At 49.6% G+C, this 16,890-nt stretch carries 16 protein-coding genes; 5 read left to right on the forward strand and 11 right to left on the reverse strand.

Annotation, left to right across the window (positions count from 1 at the left end):
• Positions 1 to 12 precede the first annotated feature (12 nt).
• Positions 13 to 570, reverse strand: coding sequence for a hypothetical protein (locus ACXAG2_RS04980; RefSeq protein ID WP_119503146.1), 558 nt, complete (start codon positions 568 to 570; stop codon positions 13 to 15).
• Between the two features lie 5 nt (positions 571 to 575).
• Positions 576 to 1,286, reverse strand: coding sequence for an SURF1 family protein (locus tag ACXAG2_RS04985; RefSeq protein ID WP_474864939.1), 711 nt, complete (start codon positions 1,284 to 1,286; stop codon positions 576 to 578).
• A 30-nt stretch (positions 1,287 to 1,316) separates the two neighbouring features.
• On the opposite strand from ACXAG2_RS04985, the gene ACXAG2_RS04990 reads away from it, so the two are divergent.
• A complete protein-coding gene (locus tag ACXAG2_RS04990) occupies positions 1,317 to 1,526 on the forward strand; it encodes a DUF2909 domain-containing protein (protein WP_474864940.1) in 210 nt (69 codons plus the stop codon).
• Between the two features lie 21 nt (positions 1,527 to 1,547).
• Here the strand turns inward: ACXAG2_RS04990 and ACXAG2_RS04995 are convergent, their stop codons facing one another.
• The 4 genes from ACXAG2_RS04995 to coxB are packed head-to-tail and all read right to left on the reverse strand — an operon-like array spanning position 1,548 to position 5,765.
• Positions 1,548 to 2,426: a cytochrome c oxidase subunit 3 gene (locus ACXAG2_RS04995; RefSeq protein WP_474864941.1), complete on the reverse strand. Its 879-nt coding sequence runs from the start codon at positions 2,424 to 2,426 to the stop codon at positions 1,548 to 1,550.
• Between the two features lie 21 nt (positions 2,427 to 2,447).
• Positions 2,448 to 3,038 carry a cytochrome c oxidase assembly protein gene (locus ACXAG2_RS05000; RefSeq protein WP_474864942.1) on the reverse strand — a complete coding sequence of 197 codons (591 nt, stop codon included), beginning with the start codon at positions 3,036 to 3,038 and terminating at the stop codon, positions 2,448 to 2,450.
• A gap of 9 nt (positions 3,039 to 3,047) precedes the next feature.
• Positions 3,048 to 4,670: a cytochrome c oxidase subunit I gene (ctaD, locus tag ACXAG2_RS05005; protein ID WP_119503151.1), complete on the reverse strand. Its 1,623-nt coding sequence runs from the start codon at positions 4,668 to 4,670 to the stop codon at positions 3,048 to 3,050.
• Positions 4,671 to 4,679: 9 nt separating this feature from the next.
• Positions 4,680 to 5,765 (reverse strand): cytochrome c oxidase subunit II, encoded by a 1,086-nt coding sequence (coxB, locus tag ACXAG2_RS05010; protein WP_303572597.1) that lies wholly within the window; start codon positions 5,763 to 5,765, stop codon positions 4,680 to 4,682.
• A 407-nt stretch (positions 5,766 to 6,172) separates the two neighbouring features.
• On the opposite strand from coxB, the gene ACXAG2_RS05015 reads away from it, so the two are divergent.
• Together ACXAG2_RS05015 and ACXAG2_RS05020 are read left to right on the forward strand one after the other, a co-directional pair.
• Positions 6,173 to 6,745, forward strand: a complete 573-nt coding sequence (locus ACXAG2_RS05015; RefSeq protein WP_474864943.1) for a YceI family protein — start codon at positions 6,173 to 6,175, stop codon at positions 6,743 to 6,745.
• A 109-nt stretch (positions 6,746 to 6,854) separates the two neighbouring features.
• On the forward strand, positions 6,855 to 7,994 hold the full coding sequence (locus tag ACXAG2_RS05020; protein ID WP_474864944.1) for a serine hydrolase domain-containing protein: 1,140 nt from the start codon (positions 6,855 to 6,857) through the stop codon (positions 7,992 to 7,994).
• Between the two features lie 102 nt (positions 7,995 to 8,096).
• Here ACXAG2_RS05020 and lexA read toward each other — a convergent pair whose 3' ends face one another.
• The 3 genes from lexA to ACXAG2_RS05035 form a co-directional block, all read right to left on the reverse strand.
• On the reverse strand, positions 8,097 to 8,723 hold the full coding sequence (gene lexA / locus ACXAG2_RS05025; RefSeq protein WP_119503154.1) for a transcriptional repressor LexA: 627 nt from the start codon (positions 8,721 to 8,723) through the stop codon (positions 8,097 to 8,099).
• Between the two features lie 258 nt (positions 8,724 to 8,981).
• On the reverse strand, positions 8,982 to 9,659 hold the full coding sequence (locus ACXAG2_RS05030) for a type 1 glutamine amidotransferase domain-containing protein (protein ID WP_474864945.1): 678 nt from the start codon (positions 9,657 to 9,659) through the stop codon (positions 8,982 to 8,984).
• Positions 9,660 to 9,693: 34 nt separating this feature from the next.
• Positions 9,694 to 10,974, reverse strand: a complete 1,281-nt coding sequence (locus tag ACXAG2_RS05035; protein ID WP_474864946.1) for a coniferyl aldehyde dehydrogenase — start codon at positions 10,972 to 10,974, stop codon at positions 9,694 to 9,696.
• 67 nt (positions 10,975 to 11,041) lie between these two features.
• Here ACXAG2_RS05035 and ACXAG2_RS05040 point away from each other — a divergent pair, with 67 nt between their 5' ends.
• Positions 11,042 to 11,731, forward strand: a complete 690-nt coding sequence (locus ACXAG2_RS05040; RefSeq protein ID WP_474864947.1) for a substrate-binding domain-containing protein — start codon at positions 11,042 to 11,044, stop codon at positions 11,729 to 11,731.
• Positions 11,732 to 11,755: 24 nt separating this feature from the next.
• Here the strand turns inward: ACXAG2_RS05040 and ACXAG2_RS05045 are convergent, their stop codons facing one another.
• Both ACXAG2_RS05045 and ACXAG2_RS05050 read right to left on the reverse strand, forming a co-directional pair.
• The gene (locus tag ACXAG2_RS05045) at positions 11,756 to 13,057 is read right to left on the reverse strand and encodes an MFS transporter (RefSeq protein ID WP_474864948.1); all 1,302 of its coding nucleotides are present in this window, start codon (positions 13,055 to 13,057) and stop codon (positions 11,756 to 11,758) included.
• Positions 13,058 to 13,099: 42 nt separating this feature from the next.
• Entirely contained in the window at positions 13,100 to 14,119 is a 1,020-nt protein-coding gene (locus ACXAG2_RS05050) for a LacI family DNA-binding transcriptional regulator (RefSeq protein ID WP_474864949.1), read from the reverse strand.
• Between the two features lie 376 nt (positions 14,120 to 14,495).
• Between ACXAG2_RS05050 and ACXAG2_RS05055 the strand changes: the two genes are divergently transcribed.
• Positions 14,496 to 16,847, forward strand: coding sequence for a TonB-dependent receptor (locus ACXAG2_RS05055; protein ID WP_474864950.1), 2,352 nt, complete (start codon positions 14,496 to 14,498; stop codon positions 16,845 to 16,847).
• Positions 16,848 to 16,890: the final 43 nt, after the last annotated feature.

Raw genomic sequence — 16,890 nt, forward strand, 5'->3', positions numbered from 1 at the left:
TTGCCTCCCGGATTATCCGATACGTGACAGTTTCAGCAGTTTTTTCACGTCAGCCAGAATATCCCGGCTATGCTGTATTGCCATTTGCTTGTCTGTAAAGGTGGGGTAACGAAGCATGGCATTATTCAGGGTGTCGACGAGCAAAATAGACCCTGCATCACTCACATTAAGTGCTGCCTGCTGACGACTGTCTGCCACCTTTACAACATGCAGGTTTTGTTCTGACTGCAACTTCTCAGCAATGGCGGCATCACTGTTACCGGTAAGCAGTACCGTTGCCTCAACTCTGTCAGTCTCCCTGCCAAGGGCAATCCACACCTGATGAATACTGTAAATCGCATTCTGGCAGGCGGCATCGCACTGCTCCGGCACAGAGTACACAATGCGCCATTTAGGCTTTTCAGCGGCAAACACCGGGGTCAGATCCCTCACAGGCTGCAGCAGCTCTCCTTTGTTAGTGGCTGCATTGGTAAACCACTGATTGTCCAGGGCCAGCTTTGCCAGCATAACCGGAAGTACAAATACGGCGGCAACGCCTAACATAGTCAACTTGCTGTTTTTTCCTGCCATACTGATCATCCTTTTTTATTCGAATTCATTGAAAAGTAACTGACTGCAGCCGCAGCGATGGCCAGCCCGAACCATTGCATGGCATAACCCAGGTGCTTCTGCGGCGGCATTACAACGGGCTGCCAGTTGCGGACAAACGCACTTTTTTCCGGTGCAGTTAACTCAACCACAAAGGGTTGCAGAGGCTGTCCGGTCAGGCGGCGGATAAAGGGGATATCCAGCGCCTGCACCACCACGGGAAACGTAGCATCAGACGACAGCGTTTCGCGCACCACCGGATTGTGTCCCGGCATAGTTATACGGCCATGGAAGTGCTGAAACTTGCTTTCTACATCCACTTCGGGCAGTTCATTCCGGCTTAACGGCGCCTCCACCCATCCAAAATTCACCAGCACCGTGCCTTCACTGCTATGTACAGGCACGATAACGTCATACCCCACGCGCCCGTTTTCCACCCTGTTATCCAGAAACAGTAGCTGAGATGTATCAGCGCGGCCGTTAAACCCCACCTGATAATCACGGATATCTTCCCGCACAGGATCCAGCTGACTGAGAGAGATTGCCCCTTCGCTGCTTTTTTGCGCTATGCTAGCCAGACGCTGTTCTTTCTGGTGCATCCGGTCGAGTTGCCAGAAGCCCAGCGAAATCATGCAGATAACCGCTGTCAGTACCACAACAGCGAGAGGTAAGGAACGGAACCGGTTTGCCTGATTCATAATTGGCTCCCCTTATTGACGGAGAAAAAAATGATTATAAAAATCGTCCTTGTATGCTTAGTGATTTACATGATCGCTAACTTGTTTCTCGCCATGCGGGTAATGATGAAAGATGACCCGGACGGCGAGCCTATGAGCAAATTCATCGGCCGCCGTGTTTTAACTTCTGTCATCATTGTTACCCTGATCCTTGTTGCACTGGCTACCGGACTTATCAGTCCGAATCCCGCCCCTTACTGAGGCGGGCCAGTGCGCTGTCACTTAAAACACATACACAAACAGATACAGCATTACCCAAACCACATCGACGAAATGCCAGTACCAGCTGCCGGCCTGAAACGCGAAGTGACTTTTGGGTGTAAAGTGCCCTTTCAGCACCCTTAAGAACAACACAATCAAAATGATGGTACCCAGCGTCACATGCATTCCGTGGAAGCCGGTGAGCATGAAAAAGGTGTTGCCGTACACGCCGGACTGCAGTGTCAGACCCAGCTCCTGATAAGCATGAATATATTCTTCGACTTGTAGTGTCAGAAAGCCCAGTCCCAGTAATATGGTTACGCCCAGCATGACGGTCAGCTGTTTGCGTTTGTTCTGCTCAAGGCCCACGTGAGCAAAGTGCAGGGTAACGGAAGAAATCAGCAGAATAATGGTGTTAATGGTAGGCAATCCGGCAGCACTCATTTCCTGAGTAGTCGTGCCCCCGGGCGTGGTAACAAGGGGCCACATGGCTTCAAATGCCGGCCACAACACATCATTGGTCATCGCATTGTTCGAGGCGCCTCCGAGCCATGGCACCGAAATCATGCGTGCGTAAAACAGTGCGCCGAAAAAGGCGGCAAAAAACATCACCTCAGAGAAAATAAACCAGCTCATCCCCTGACGGTAAGAGCGGCCAAGCTGATCGCTGTATAACCCGCCCATGGATTCATCAATCTGATTTTTAAACCAGCCAAACAACATCACCAGCAACGTGACGATGCCCGCCGCCAGAACATGCGGCCCGTAGCCGCCTTCCCCTTTGGTACTTTCAATGACGGTGTTGCCGGCTCCCACCGCAATCAGAAATAAGGCTACCGCCCCGACAATGGGCCAGGGACTTTGTGCAGGCACATAATACCGTTGATATTCTTGTTGCATGGCTACTCTCCTTCCGGCCTGTCAGCGGCTGCCGCTTACAGGCTGTCGTAAATAAGGGTTGTCACTGCCGCTCAGATCGCCGGCCCTGGCGGTCACGTCGTACAGTGTGTACTGCAAGGTAAAATAGGTAATATATTCCGGCAGCCCGGCATCCACGTAGAACGACATAGGCATCCACGCTTCCTGACCAGCCTGTAAGGGCTGCTGGTTAAAGCAAAAGCATTCGGTTTTATTCAGATAAAGGGCCGCCTGTCCCGGACTGACAGAGGGAATTGCCTGAGCAATGATGTTACTGGCAGCCGGGTTTCTGACGTAAAACGCCACGGTATTCACTTCTCCGGGGTGCACCTTCACACGCTGTGTTTCTGCACGAAATTCCCAGGGCATTCCGCTGTTTGTGCGGGTAATAAATTCCACGGTCACAGTGCGGCTGGTATCGATATCTTTGCCCTGCCACACTGCGGCCCGGTTAGCCGTTTTTCCGTTGATACCGGTGATATCACAGAACACGTCATACAAAGGCACCAGAGCGAAACCGAAGCCAAACATACCCGCTACGACTACAAGCAGTCGCAGGGTAAGGGTGCGGTTACCGGCTGCGCGGTTGTCCATTTTGATAACTCACTTCACAACCGGAGGCGTTTCAAACGTGTGGTAAGGAGCAGGAGAGGGAATTTCCCACTCCAGACCTTCAGCACCTTCCCACACTTGTGACGTAACCGGTTCGCCCTGCTTTTTGCAGGCTTTAATGAGCAGTACCAGGAAAATCAGCTGGGATAACCCGAAAGCAAACCCGCCAATACTGATCCACTGGTTGTAATCAGCAAATTGCAGCGAGTAATCAGGGATCCGCCGTGGCATACCCGCCAGTCCCACAAAATGCATAGGGAAGAACAGCACATTCACGGAAATCAGTGAGCACCAGAAATGCCACTTAGCCAGCGTGATATCAAACATTTTACCGGTCCACTTGGGCAGCCAGTAATACACCGCCGCCATAATGGAAAACACCGCTCCGGTCACCAGAACATAATGGAAATGGGCCACGACAAAGTAAGTATCGTGGTACTGAAAATCCACAGGTGTGATTGCCAGCATCAATCCGGACAGGCCACCGATGGTGAACAGCACAATGAAGGCAAGAGCAAATAACATGGGGATTTCAAAGGTCATGGAACCCCGCCACATAGTGGCCACCCAGTTAAACACTTTCACGCCGGTGGGTACGGAGATCAGCATGGTGGCGAACATAAAGAACATTTCAGCAAACACCGGCATACCTGTGGTAAACATATGGTGAGCCCAGACAATGAATGAGAGCAGGGCGATGGAGGCAGTGGCGTACACCATGGAGGCATAGCCGAACAGGCGCTTGCGGGCGAAGGTCGGCACAATCTGCGAGATAATGCCAAAAGCCGGCAAGATCATGATGTAGACTTCAGGGTGCCCGAAGAACCAGAAAATATGCTGGAACATCACCGGATCACCGCCGCCGGCAGCATCAAAGAAACTCGTCCCGAAGAATTTATCGGTAAGCACCATGGTCACTGCACCGGCCAGTACAGGCATTACAGCAATCAGCAGGAATGCAGTAATAAGCCAAGTCCAGACGAACAGTGGCATTTTCATCCACGTCATACCCGGCGCACGCATATTAAAGATAGTCACGATTACGTTGATTGCGCCCATGATGGAGGAAATCCCCATAATATGGACTGAGAACACAAACAGCGCGGTACTGTCGCTGCTGTATGTCGTCGACAGCGGCGCATAGAAGGTCCAGCCGAAAGCCGGGCCACCGCCTTCCATGAACAGTGAACCTAACAACATGGAAAATGCAAACGGCAGGATCCAGAAGCTCCAGTTGTTCATTCTGGGCAATGCCATATCCGGTGCGCCAATCATCATGGGGATCAGCCAGTTAGCCAGACCGGTAAACGCCGGCATGACAGCACCGAATACCATGATCAGGCCGTGCACTGTGGTCATCTGATTAAAGAAATTCGGGTCTACGATTTGTAAACCGGGCTGGAACAGTTCGGCGCGGATCACCATCGCCATCGCGCCGCCGGTAAGAAACATGATGAAGGCGAACCACAGATATAACGTACCGATATCTTTGTGGTTAGTTGTCAGCACCCAACGCATCAGGCCTGCCGGAGCGCCGTGTCCGTGGTGATCATCGTGATGTTCATCATGTGCCGCAGTGTGCTCCGGCGTCATAGTTTCAGTTGCTTTACTCATCGCACGCTCCTATTTACCGGTTGCTACTGCATTAACGTCTTTAGGCTGGATCACATCGCCGGTGTTATTTCCCCAGGCATTCCGCTCGTAGGTAATCACAGCGGCAATATCTTTCAGGGACAGCATCTTGCCAAACGCCTGCATGGCCGTGCCTGCTTTACCGTTAAGCACAATATCGATGTGCGCTTTCTGATCCTCCAATACCATCTGACTGCCTTTAAGTGCAGGGAAAACGCCCGGCAACCCCTGACCGTTAGGCATATGGCAGGCTGCGCATGTCGCGTTGTACACTTTCTCGCCGGTACTCATCAGCTCTTCTTTGCTCATGCTCATGGCCAGCAGGCGCTGCTCTTCTTCTTTCGCCTGTTTCACAATGGCTTCCTGCTCTGTCATCCAGGTTTTATATTCATCTGGGCTCTTCGCAATCACCACTACCGGCATGAAACCATGATCCTTCCCGCACAGTTCAGCGCACTGTCCACGGTAGATACCGGGCTCATTCACTTTTGTCCACGCCTCATTGATGAAGCCCGGATTAGCATCTTTCTTTACTGCGAAATCTGGCACCCACCAGGAATGGATAACGTCGTCAGAGGTGATCAGGAAGCGAACTTTTTGTCCGGTAGGAATGACCAGAGGACGATCTACCTCAAGCAGGTAGTTTTCTCCTTTTTCGAATTTGTTCTCAATCTGCTCACGCTGTGTGGCCATGATGGAGTAAAAGGACACATCGCTGTCCATGTACTTGTAATGCCATTTCCACTGGGAACCGGTGACAAGAACCGTCATTTCAGGTTCGCTGGCATCTTCCATAGCGATGAGGGTTTGTGCTGCCGGAACGGCCATAAAAATCAGAATCAGGAAAGGAATGACTGTCCAGGCGATTTCTACTTTCACGTTTTCGTGGAAGTGCGCCGGTTTGGCGCCCCGGGATTTACGGTGCTTGAACATGGAGTAAAACATCACTCCGAACACCACCACAGCGATGGCCACACAAATTGAGAACATCAGCATATGCAGGTCGTACACCTGTCCACTGATGTCTGTGACACCTTGTCTCAGGTTGATTTCACCTGCCCGGTCTGATGTTGCCATGGTTTCTGCTTGCAGCGACGCCGGAATAACAGTCATCGCTAACCCCCAAACCATCATTGCGTTACATACGAGTTTCTTCACTCAACACCTCCGTGATGGAGGATCTTGTGTAATACCCTGCTCACAGGACCCTGTCGTATCAGGCTAGCCGCCTGTTAATTTTTATCTCTTTTTGTTATTTTTTCGTTAACAACGGTATAAGAATTAAACAGATTTCATCTTGTGTCTAGTCTTTCTGAAAAAATAAATGGCCGGGGTGGCCTCAGAAACAGGGTCAAAGCACTTCATTCTGATATTTCGAATGTTTCGTTCAGATCTTCGACACATCCGTATTTGAGGAACGCCGTATTATAGGTAAGTAAATCGTCCTCACACTTGTGACATCAACGTTATGAAAGGAATGTGTAATGAATAAATTTATCCCGGCAGTATTAGTTTCAGGTTTAATCAGTGCAGGCGCATTCGCGGCGCCTGTGAGCTATCAGATTGATCCTACTCACACCAGCGTTATCGCTTCATGGAATCACTTCGGATTCTCTAATCCGACAGCCGCCATCAACGGCGCTGAAGGCACCATCGTGTTTGACAAAGACGCGCCGGAAGACAGCAAAATCGATGTGTCGGTGAAAATTGATACCATTGATTCATTTGTTAAAAATCTGAATGAAGAATTTGTCGGTGCTGACTGGTTCAATGCAGCGAAGTTTCCTTCTGCCACCTTCACCAGTACAGATGTTGAAATGACAGGTGATAAGACGATGGAAGTGACCGGCGATCTGACGATCAAAGGAGTGACTAAGTCCGTCACTATGGATGTCACTCTGAATGGTTCAGGTGTACACCCGATGACACAGAAAGAAGCGATTGGTTTTGATGCAATGACCACCATCAAGCGTTCTGACTTCGGGATTGATATGTATGTACCGAATGTGAGTGACGAAGTCACGCTGCACATCACCACAGAAGCACAAGCTAAATAAGTTTTCGCATCACCGTCCGGATGCCCGGCCCGCGCGAGCGGGCTTTTTTATTGGTAGCGGCCTGTTAACTGCGGTAGTCTGATTGTTTTTATTGTCAGGGATTGCTTCTATGTTGCGCCGCGCTGTTTTCTCCTCTTTTCTGTTATTTTTAACACCCTCTGTTTTTGCCAAAGATCTTCCTTCCGGCGCTATTAACGCTCTGTTTGAAGAAGCGGTAAGTCATGACACAGTGCCGGGTATAACCATGGCACTGGGCAACGATAAGAGCATGCTGATGGCTAAAGGCTACGGTTTTGCCGACGTGGAAAACCAAGCACTGATGACGACAGATCACAAGGTGCGTATAGGTAGTGTCTCTAAACTCATCGCCACCGCCGGATTAATGCGCCTTGCAGAAGCAGGCTACATTGATCTGGATAAACCGGTAACTGAATACGTCAGCGCATGGCCTGCTGATAAACCGGTCATTACTCTGCGCCAGCTTACCTCACATACAGCAGGCATCAGGCACTACAAAGAAGGTGCCAATGAATTCCTTCTGAATGAAAGTTATCCGGATATCTACAGTGCACTGGCGATGTTTAAAGATGATCCGCTGCTGTTTGCACCTGGCACAGATCACCGTTATTCAACGTTTGCCTGGACACTGGTCAGTGCCGCAATGGAAGGGGCTGACTCGTCCCGGGATTTCCGCGCCATCATAAACGAAGAAGTGTTCGCGCCGCTGAAACTGGACAACACGGTATTTGACGACCAGTACACTATCATCGATCACCGGGCGAGACCTTACACCGTACACGAAGGTGAGCTGATTAATGCGCCACAAACGGATCACAGCTATAAATGGGCCGGCGGCGGTTTTATTTCTACGCCGTCAGATATTGTCCGGTTTGCTGTAGCCCATGTGGCAAGCGACTACCTGAAACCAGAGACTACCCGCGCCATGTTTACTCCTGCCAGGCTTAACAATGGTGAAACCGTGGGCTTCGGCATAGGCTGGAAAACCGGTTTTGGCGATTACAAACAACGTAAAGCGTATAAAGATAATGTGAGCGCGCTGGCTTTGATGGACGATATTCCTGATGCAGTGATGCACTCAGGTGGCAGTATGGGCGGCATTACAATGACCATTCTTTGCCGTGAACATAAAACAGCGGTTACTGTAGTAAAAAATGTCAGTGGTGAAGACAATGCTGATGTTTTTCTGCTGGCGCTCAAGACACTGCACTTTGCACATACCAGCCAATAGTAATGAAAAAGGGCGATGATGGTTCACATCACCGCCCTTCTAATTTTTCAACGCTGTGGCCAGCGCACACAATAGTTATTGCACCGCGCTTAGCGAAAAGACTTACATCCAGTCAGCATTGCGGATAACACCTACGGCCAGACCTTCAATGTTGAATGGTTCAGCAGCAAGATCTACCTTGATGGTATCGAATTCTTCATTTTCTGCATGCAGCCATACTTCGCGGCCGCGTTTTTCCAGACGTTTTACCGTGACATCCTCATCAACCCTGGCAACAACAACCTGCCCATTGTGCACGTCAGTAGTTCGGTGAACGGCAAGTAAATCACCATCCAGAATACCGATATCTTTCATACTCATACCGTTTACACGTAACAGGAAATCTGCACGGGGGTGGAACAGATCAGGGTCGACCTTGTAATGCATTTCCACATGTTCCTGCGCCAGAATAGGTTCACCTGCCGCAACACGGCCGATTAACGGTAAGCCTGCGTCTTCATCGTTTTCTGCTTCCAGCGGAATATTCAGCTTTATACCCCGTGAGGTACCCGCCAGAATTTCGATAACACCTTTACGGGCCAGCGCCTTTAAATGCTCTTCTGCTGCATTAGCTGATTTAAACCCTAATTGCTTCGCAATTTCCGCACGGGTGGGCGGCATGCCGGTTTCCAGCATGGTGGTTTTGATCAGTTCGAGAACTTCCGTTTGTCTTGGAGTAAGTGGACGCATAAACAGCCCTGTTTTTCTATACAGTTCCTGTGAGTATATACAGTTGCGCTGGTTTGACAAGAGCTGCCGGCGAAATTATTACGCTTATTCAAGGGGCGCAGTTAACAGCGCCTGGTTTTCATTGCAACGATATGCATTAGTTATACATTGTAATACGCTGTTTTAGTTCTCCTTGGGAATAAAAAGGTATCTTCTTATCAAGAAATTTTCGCCAGGTGGCCTCCTAATCAGAACGCCACCGGCTAGATTTGAGGGGAATTATGCAAGTTGTTTAATCAAGGCTTGCGCGACAGCTTCGGAGCTGGCTGGATTTTGGCCTGTAATCAATCGGCCATCTTCAACTACGTGAGGCTCCCAGTCCGCACCTTTTTCATAGTGACCGCCAAGACGAATGAATTCATCTTCTATCAAGAATGGCACCACATCAGTCAACTCCACTCCCGCTTCTTCTCCGTTAGTAAAGCCAGTAACTTTACGACCTTTGATAAGCGGCTCGCCGTTATCAGTTTTTACATGACGCAGGACCCCAGGGGCATGACACACAAAACTGATTGGCTTGCCTGCCCGCTCAAACGCTTCGATCAGTGAAACAGACTGATCTGACTCGGCAAGATCCCACAGAGGGCCATGACCGCCAGGGTAAAACACTGCATCAAAATCTGCTTGTGATACGTTTTCAAGTTTGACGGTATTCGCCAGTACTTGCTGCGCCTGCTCGTCTTGTTTAAATCGCTCGGTAGCAGGGGTTTGAAAGTCAGGCAAGTCACTTTTCGGGTCCAGAGGTGGTTGTCCCCCCAGAGGTGAAGCCAACACCAGCTCAGCACCTGCATCTAAAAAGGTGTAGTAAGGTGCGGCAAACTCTTCTAACCAAAAGCCTGTTTTTTCACCGGTGTTACCCAGCTCATTATGCGATGTAAGTACCATTAAAATTTTCATATAAACCTCTCTATCTTTTATCAATATGGGTGAATCAGTGATTAAAAAAAGCGTCTACGGCTGCTTGTTTGTCTGCATACGGTGCTCGCAAGCGAAGGTTTGATGTACCCGCTTCGCTTTGTACTACCACCGCCCTGGCATGAGAGAACTGGCGGAAGCCATGAATACCATGGTAAGCCCCCATACCTGACGCGCCCACACCACCAAAAGGCAGCTCATCAATAGATACATGGGTCATAACGTCGTTGATGACCAGCGCCCCAGAAGTCGTTTGTTGCGCAAACGCTTGCTGTGCTGTGCTGTCCTCATTGAAGTAATAGGCGGCCAAAGGACGAGGGTGTTGATTAATGTACTTAATTGCCTCGTCTTCTTCTTGATACAGACGAATGGGCAACAATGGACCAAATATTTCTTCCTGCATGATCGCCATGTCGTCAGTTGCCCCAATCACCAAATGCGGAGCGATTTTACGGCTAGAGGCGTCGTAAGCCGGTTCATTTTGCGGCGCAAGATTGATGATCTCGGCGCCTTTTTGACGTGCATCTTCTAATAGATCGACTAAGCGCTGGTAATGGCGTTCGTTAATGATCGCGGTGTAGTCGGTATTTTCTTGAATGCTTGGGAAAGTTTTTCCCATGAATTCTCGCGCTTGGTCTTTGAACGCTTGAGCCTGTTCTGCAGGCAGCAAAACATAATCTGGTGACAGGCAAATTTGACCAGCATTAAAGGATTTAATCGTTAATGTGCGTTCAACGGCTTTGCTCAGGTCAGCACCTTTGGCCACCATAACTGGTGACTTTCCGCCCAGCTCCAATGTCACTGGCACAAGGTTCTCTGCAGCAGCCCGCATCACATGCTTACCCACAGCGGTACTACCAGTAAAGACTAAATGATCGAAAGGTAAGTGGCTGAAAGCTTGGCCAACATCCGCATCTCCTAGTACGACGGTTAGCTCTTCAGGGCCGAAATAACGGGCCACTAATTCAGCCAATAAATCTGAAGTCTCAGGCGTCAGCTCAGAAGGCTTCAACATGGCGCTATTACCGGCTGCGAATACGCCAGCTAACGGTCCAAATGCTAAATTGATTGGAAAATTCCAGGGACTAATGACACCAACAACCCCTAACGGTTGAAACTGTATTTCAGTGTGCATTTCAGGATCAGGTGAGGCGGTTTGTTCTGCCTCCATCCAGGTATCGAGATTATCGATCGCGTGTTGCAGCATCTTGCTGGTCGTTACCATATCGGCCACGTAGGACTGATATAAGCTACGGTGCCCAAAATCTTCGCTCATTGCAGGACTAGAGGTGGCCATTGGGCGACCTTTATTTGAACGTTCTTCTAGTGGCGTCGAGCCTACCTCCACAGCGGATGAATTAGCCATGGGCATTGGTGATAAGCTGGAAGCAGCAGAGGCGGCTTTGGCTTCAGCAAGAGATCGATCAATGGACATCTCTGGTGTCTTGCAGATAGTCGGACATGCGGATTTTATAGCTGAGATACTCAGTGTACCGATGCTACCGTTATTGGAGTCGGGGGTGAAAATTCGTATGCACACCGGTAACGGCAGTATGGTGTCGGACATGTTACTTGAGGGGCACTGTGATCTGGGAATCTCAGCCCACCCAGTCTTAGATGATCGTTTAAAAAGCGAGCTGATTTATACCAGTAAAGTACTCCCAGTGGCCGCTCCAAGTACCGTAAAGCGCATATTGTCAGCACAAGACTTTGGCGAAGCGATTCGTGCCGAGCCTTTATTGGCTTATAACCTGGAGTTATCTTTGATCGAGCCTTGGCTGCTAAAAAATCAAATTAGTATTGCATCGTTGGTGCCTGCTGTTGTTAGTCAAGATCTGCGTGCCCAGCGTAAATTGCTGGCACAAGGCTTTGGTTGGTCTGTTATGCCCGAGTTCTTATGTCAGCAGCAAATTGCTCAAAGCGAACTCATGGAGATCCCTTCGCCAGTTGGTACACATGAAATTCACTACTACCTAATTTGGTTACCCAGTGCTTTACGTCAAGTCCGCGTTGCTCACGCAAGACAGACCTTACTCACTCAATTAAGGTCGTAATGTCGCCGTTTACTCTGGGCGTCATTATTTATCTTTTTCAGTAGCTAACGCGTTATGCACCGCACGGGTGAGAGGATAAAACCAGAGCACCACAGCCCCGAGCAGACAGCCTGCGCTGGCTACCAGCGAAATGATTTCGACAAACAGCACAGACTCAATATCAGCGTTTGCACTTTGCGCCGCATATTCCAGCGCACCGGCAATCACAGCAAAAGACAGCCCGTCGCTTATCCGCATCACCAGATGAAATGCGCCAAAGGTAAGCGCCTGATTAGGTATCCCCTGATCCCTGGCACCGTATTCAATGGTGTCTGGTAATGCTGACCACACCAGTACCAGCAGTCCGCCTGAGAAAAAACCACAAACAGCGAAATAAACACATGCACCGGTCATCGTGGCCGGGATCAGCAGAAGAAAGCTAAGGAAAGTCACAGCCAGCCCGGCCAGCGCAAGGATCATGGCATGATGCTTTTCCATGCGCTGTGAGAGGCGGTTAAACCAGGGTAGCGCCACCAGCTTTCCTGCCGCCAGACTCATAATGAACCAGGTCGTCAGCTTCTCGTCGTGAAAAAGCATGCTTGCGAAGTAAACGCCGGATTTGTAGAACACCGGAATAAAGATACACGGCAGTAATGAATATACCGCCAGTACCATGAATGCCTTATTTCGCAGGAGTGCACGGAATGCTTTACTGAGCGGAGGCGGGTGTTTGACCGCTGTCAGATTACCTTCCCGCCAGACCGGCAAAATACATAAATAAATATTCACCAGCATGAACACGCTTGCCGTGATAAGCAAGATAGTCCGCATCCCGTTATCCTTTGACTCCAGCATGGCAAGTGTATCGCCGGCAAATGCGGCGAAGAGCAGGATTGCACAGGAATTATAAAAAATGCGGGATGAAGACAGACGTGTCCGCTCATGGCTGTCTCTGGTCAGTGACCCCATCATCGCGTTGTGAGGTATGTCTACCAGTGCATAACCAATGCGAAAGAGGATGGTCACCACAAGATAAAAAGTAAACAGATAGTCCGCACCGGCCGGCAGGGGATAAAACAAAATAGCGAACGACAGTACTGTCAGCGGCGCACCTGAGGCGATGACTTTCTGGTAGTGCAAATTATATCTGTCGAGAAGCAGAGACAGCGAGATATCCAGCACGCCGGATACAAGCAGAGACACCATCAGGATCAGGCCCGCTGCCGCTGCCCCCAGTCCCTGTATATCGGCAAAATAATAAAGCAGCAGTAAATCAGTAAAGTTCCAGAGTGTACTTTTAGTAAAAGCACCGGATGCATAGGCCTGTCTCTGGAAAGATGTCAGCATGAGCAGCTTCCGGAGGGCGGGATAGCAACCGGCATATTCATATCAGAGCAGCGGCCCGCAGGAGCTTCGCTGCACGTATTTACAAGTCAGATCTTCTTTCTCTTCATAGGGACGATGCAACACAAGCTGTTGGATCAGCTTGCCGGCCGCTGCGCGTCCCAGATTGCCCACCGGCTGGTGCACAGTGCTGAGTGGTGGCCACAGATTCTTACTGGAAGGGTCGTCGTCAAAACCTATCACCGATACATCATAAGGGATCCGCAATTTCAGCTGGCTGGCCACTTTGTAAACCAGAGTGGCAAGATAATCATTGAAGGTAAAAAATGCGGTGGGGCGATCGTCCCCAGACAGCAGATGACGGATAATCTTTTCATATTCTTCATCTGACGACATAGGGCCCTGAAAAACCAGCGATGGATCAACAGGAATATCAAAATCGCGGTGCGCTTCTTCATAGCCCTGATAACGCAGTAAGCCACCGTGTACATTGTTAAAATTAATGATCGCAACACGGCGGTGCCCCAGCGTAAGTAAATGACTCACCGCCTCTTTCACGCCGGCCACAATGTCACAGGAGACACAGCTGTTGGCGTCCAGTGACATAGGCAGAATTTTAATCGCCGGTTTTTGTTCAGCTTCGATGACTGACAATACTCCCTGATCATCACACAGTGGTGGCGTAAGAATGTAACCGTCAGGGTTTGAACGTTCCGCCAGTGCCTTAACCTGTTCCGCCAGCGAGGTTCTGTCTTTTACCGGCCGCACCAGTAAATCGTAGCCAGCTTCGTCACACACTTCGATAGCACCGGATGTCAGTCTCGCCGAATAGGAGTTCGAGGCATAGTCCATATATAAGAGACAAATAAGATAAGACTGTTTGGTGCGCAGGCGCCTGGCATTGAGGTCCGGCCGGTAGCCGGTAACGGCCACTGCACTGAGCACCTTTTCTTTATTTTTATCTCTGACTGTCGGGTCATTATTTAATACACGCGATACCGTTTTAATTGATACACCGGCAACCCGGGCGACATCATGTACCGTGAGATTCTTATCCGTCTTCATTATGGCGAGCTTCGTATATTTATGAACACATTGTGCCACAGAAGACACCTGACAGAGAATCCATCAAGTTGTAAAAAGTTTCGCAAATAGACAACGATAGCATATACCTTACAAAGATATTTTTATAACCATTCAGAATATGTAAAATAAACATAAATTAAATCATAAAATTAAACTTAACTGACTTAACAAATAGCTAAAAGACAACGATAGACTTTTTAAATATCAACGTAGTATGATTGTTAAACATTTAACAGATATTAAACATTTGCCACACCGGAATCTGCCGTACCGGTGAGTGATAAAAATAAAAACCGTTAATTTGCCGGGTGCTGATAACAGCCCCGAAAGGACTACACTCTGAGGAGAAAATCCGATGTTTAACAAAAAACCACTGAATCGCGCATTGTTGCTCGCACTGGGCACGATGACATCCACTTATGCCGCGGCTCAGGACAACACCAGTGATGACGCGAAAGCGAACTCACAACTGGAGGTCATTGAAGTCACCGCACAAAAGCGGGTACAGGGCTTCATGGAAGTACCGGTTGCCGTTACCACAGTATCCGGCGAAATTTTAGATGCCGCTCAGGCCACAGAATTCCAGGACTTAGTTCAGGTAAGTCCGTCGGTGACATTTAACCAGTCCGGCGATATGCGTGGTTCCGGTGTGAACATTCGCGGGATTGGTACCACCGCGTTCCAGACTGCTGTTGAACCTACTGTCAGTACAGTCATTGACGGTGTCCCCCTTGGCCGTACGGTACAGTTTTTGTCGGATCTGGCAGATATTGACCGGGTTGAAGTACTACGCGGACCGCAGGGCACCTTGTTTGGTAAAAATGCTTCCGGTGGTGTACTGAGTATTTTTACTAAACGTCCGGAAGATTCATTCTTTGGTGAAGTCCGCCTTACGCTCACTGATGATGACGCCTGGGGCATGATGGGTCAGGTGACCGGCCCGATCAGTGACAATGTGCGCGGACGGTTGTCTTTTTATAACCGTGATTTCGATGGTTTTGTGGAAAATGTTACTAATGGCGACACCATCAACGGAGACGAAAGTAAAGGTGTAAGAGGTAAACTCGATATCGACCTGGGTATGAATGACAACGTTTATATTATTGCCGATTATTCGAAGCAGGAAAGGGACTGCTGTACGTCAGTTTTACAAAGTATTGGCCGGGGTTCACTGGCAGACTTGCATCAGTTAGGAGAAGACTATGCCGACGTGGATGTATCCTGGGGTAACAACAAGGTCAAGATTGCCAGTCCGGCATATTCCAACACTGAAACCGGCGGGATCTCAGTTGAATACAACCACAGCTTTGAAGACTTTGCGCTGACCTCAATTACTGCTTATCGCGGCTTCACCCTGGAAACAGCTCAGGATGCAGATATCAATCCGTACACGTCGCCGGTAACAGGCCATGTACTGTTCACCAAAAACGGCGCTTCCGGCGGCGGCGATCAGCAACAAACCCAGTTCTCACAGGAACTGCGTTTATCCGGCCAGGCCACTGATAATATTTTCCTGACAGCGGGTGCATTCTACTGGGAGCAAACCGTTGAGCGTTATTTTGAACGTGAAGTGATGCGCTGCGCCGATGCCTACGATCCGGCTGTGGGCACTGTCGCCTGTTCAGAAGAAGGCTCAGGCATCGGTTTTGCTGCGATGGACTCAAAAGTTGATACCCGCAACTACGCATTCTTTGGTCAGGCAGACTGGGATGTAACCGAAGATTTTACTGCGTCATTGGGCCTGCGCTACACCAAAGATGAAATATCTTTTGATTTCGCCCGCGGCGCTACAGTCATTACCGGCCCGTTCTCAGGATTACCGGCACTGCCTGCGTCAGCCGGGTATTTCACCAATGAAACCGAAGACGACGCACTAACAGGCCGCCTGGCGCTGTCGTACGATATCAACGATACCACCATGATTTTCGGTAGCTATGCCGAAGGTTACAAAGCCCCTGCGTTCGACCTGATTTTCTCGCTGAACGAAAGCCGAACCGCACCGGTACCGGCGGAAACAAACAAAGCCTGGGAAGGCGGCGTGCGTTCAGAGTTTTTCGACCGCAGATTGCGTCTGTCTGTCACCGGTTTCCACACTACCTTCGAAAATTTCCAGGGTCAGGCTTACAACCCGGAAACGGTGACCTTCTCACTCACCAGCGCCGGTGAAGTGATCACCGAAGGTCTGGAAGTAGAGTTTAACGCCAAGCCTGTCCCTGAGTTACTGATCAGTGGGGGTGTCGCCTTTATCGATGCAACCTACGGTGAATTCCAGGATCAACAATGCTATTTTAATCAAACAGCAGCACAAGGCTGTATTGACGGCTTCCAGTCGATTACCGGCGGAGATGTGCCTAACTCTCCGGATACCAAGTTTACTTTGTCCGGCAAATACAACATCTACCTGGACGGCGACATGGATATGTTCGTCAGCGCCAATTACCGCTGGCAGGATGAAACCCAGATGAATCAGAACCAGGCACCGTATCTTATTCTGCCAAGCTACAGCGTATTGGATCTGACTGTCGGTCTGCAGGCTGATGACGGTAAATGGGTCGCCAGTGTATTTGCGAAAAACGCACTCAACGACACCTATGTTGCTCAAATCGGTACCGCTATCTTTGATCAGAGCAACATTAACGCGCAGCTGACCAGAGACTTCCAGCGTTATATGGGTGTTGAATTTACATACCGCTTCGGCGCTTACTAACCCGGTGATACATTTCGCGGATAAAAGACAGCGTTGCTTTTAT

This window comes from Alteromonas sp. ABH4_456, from assembly GCF_056160645.1.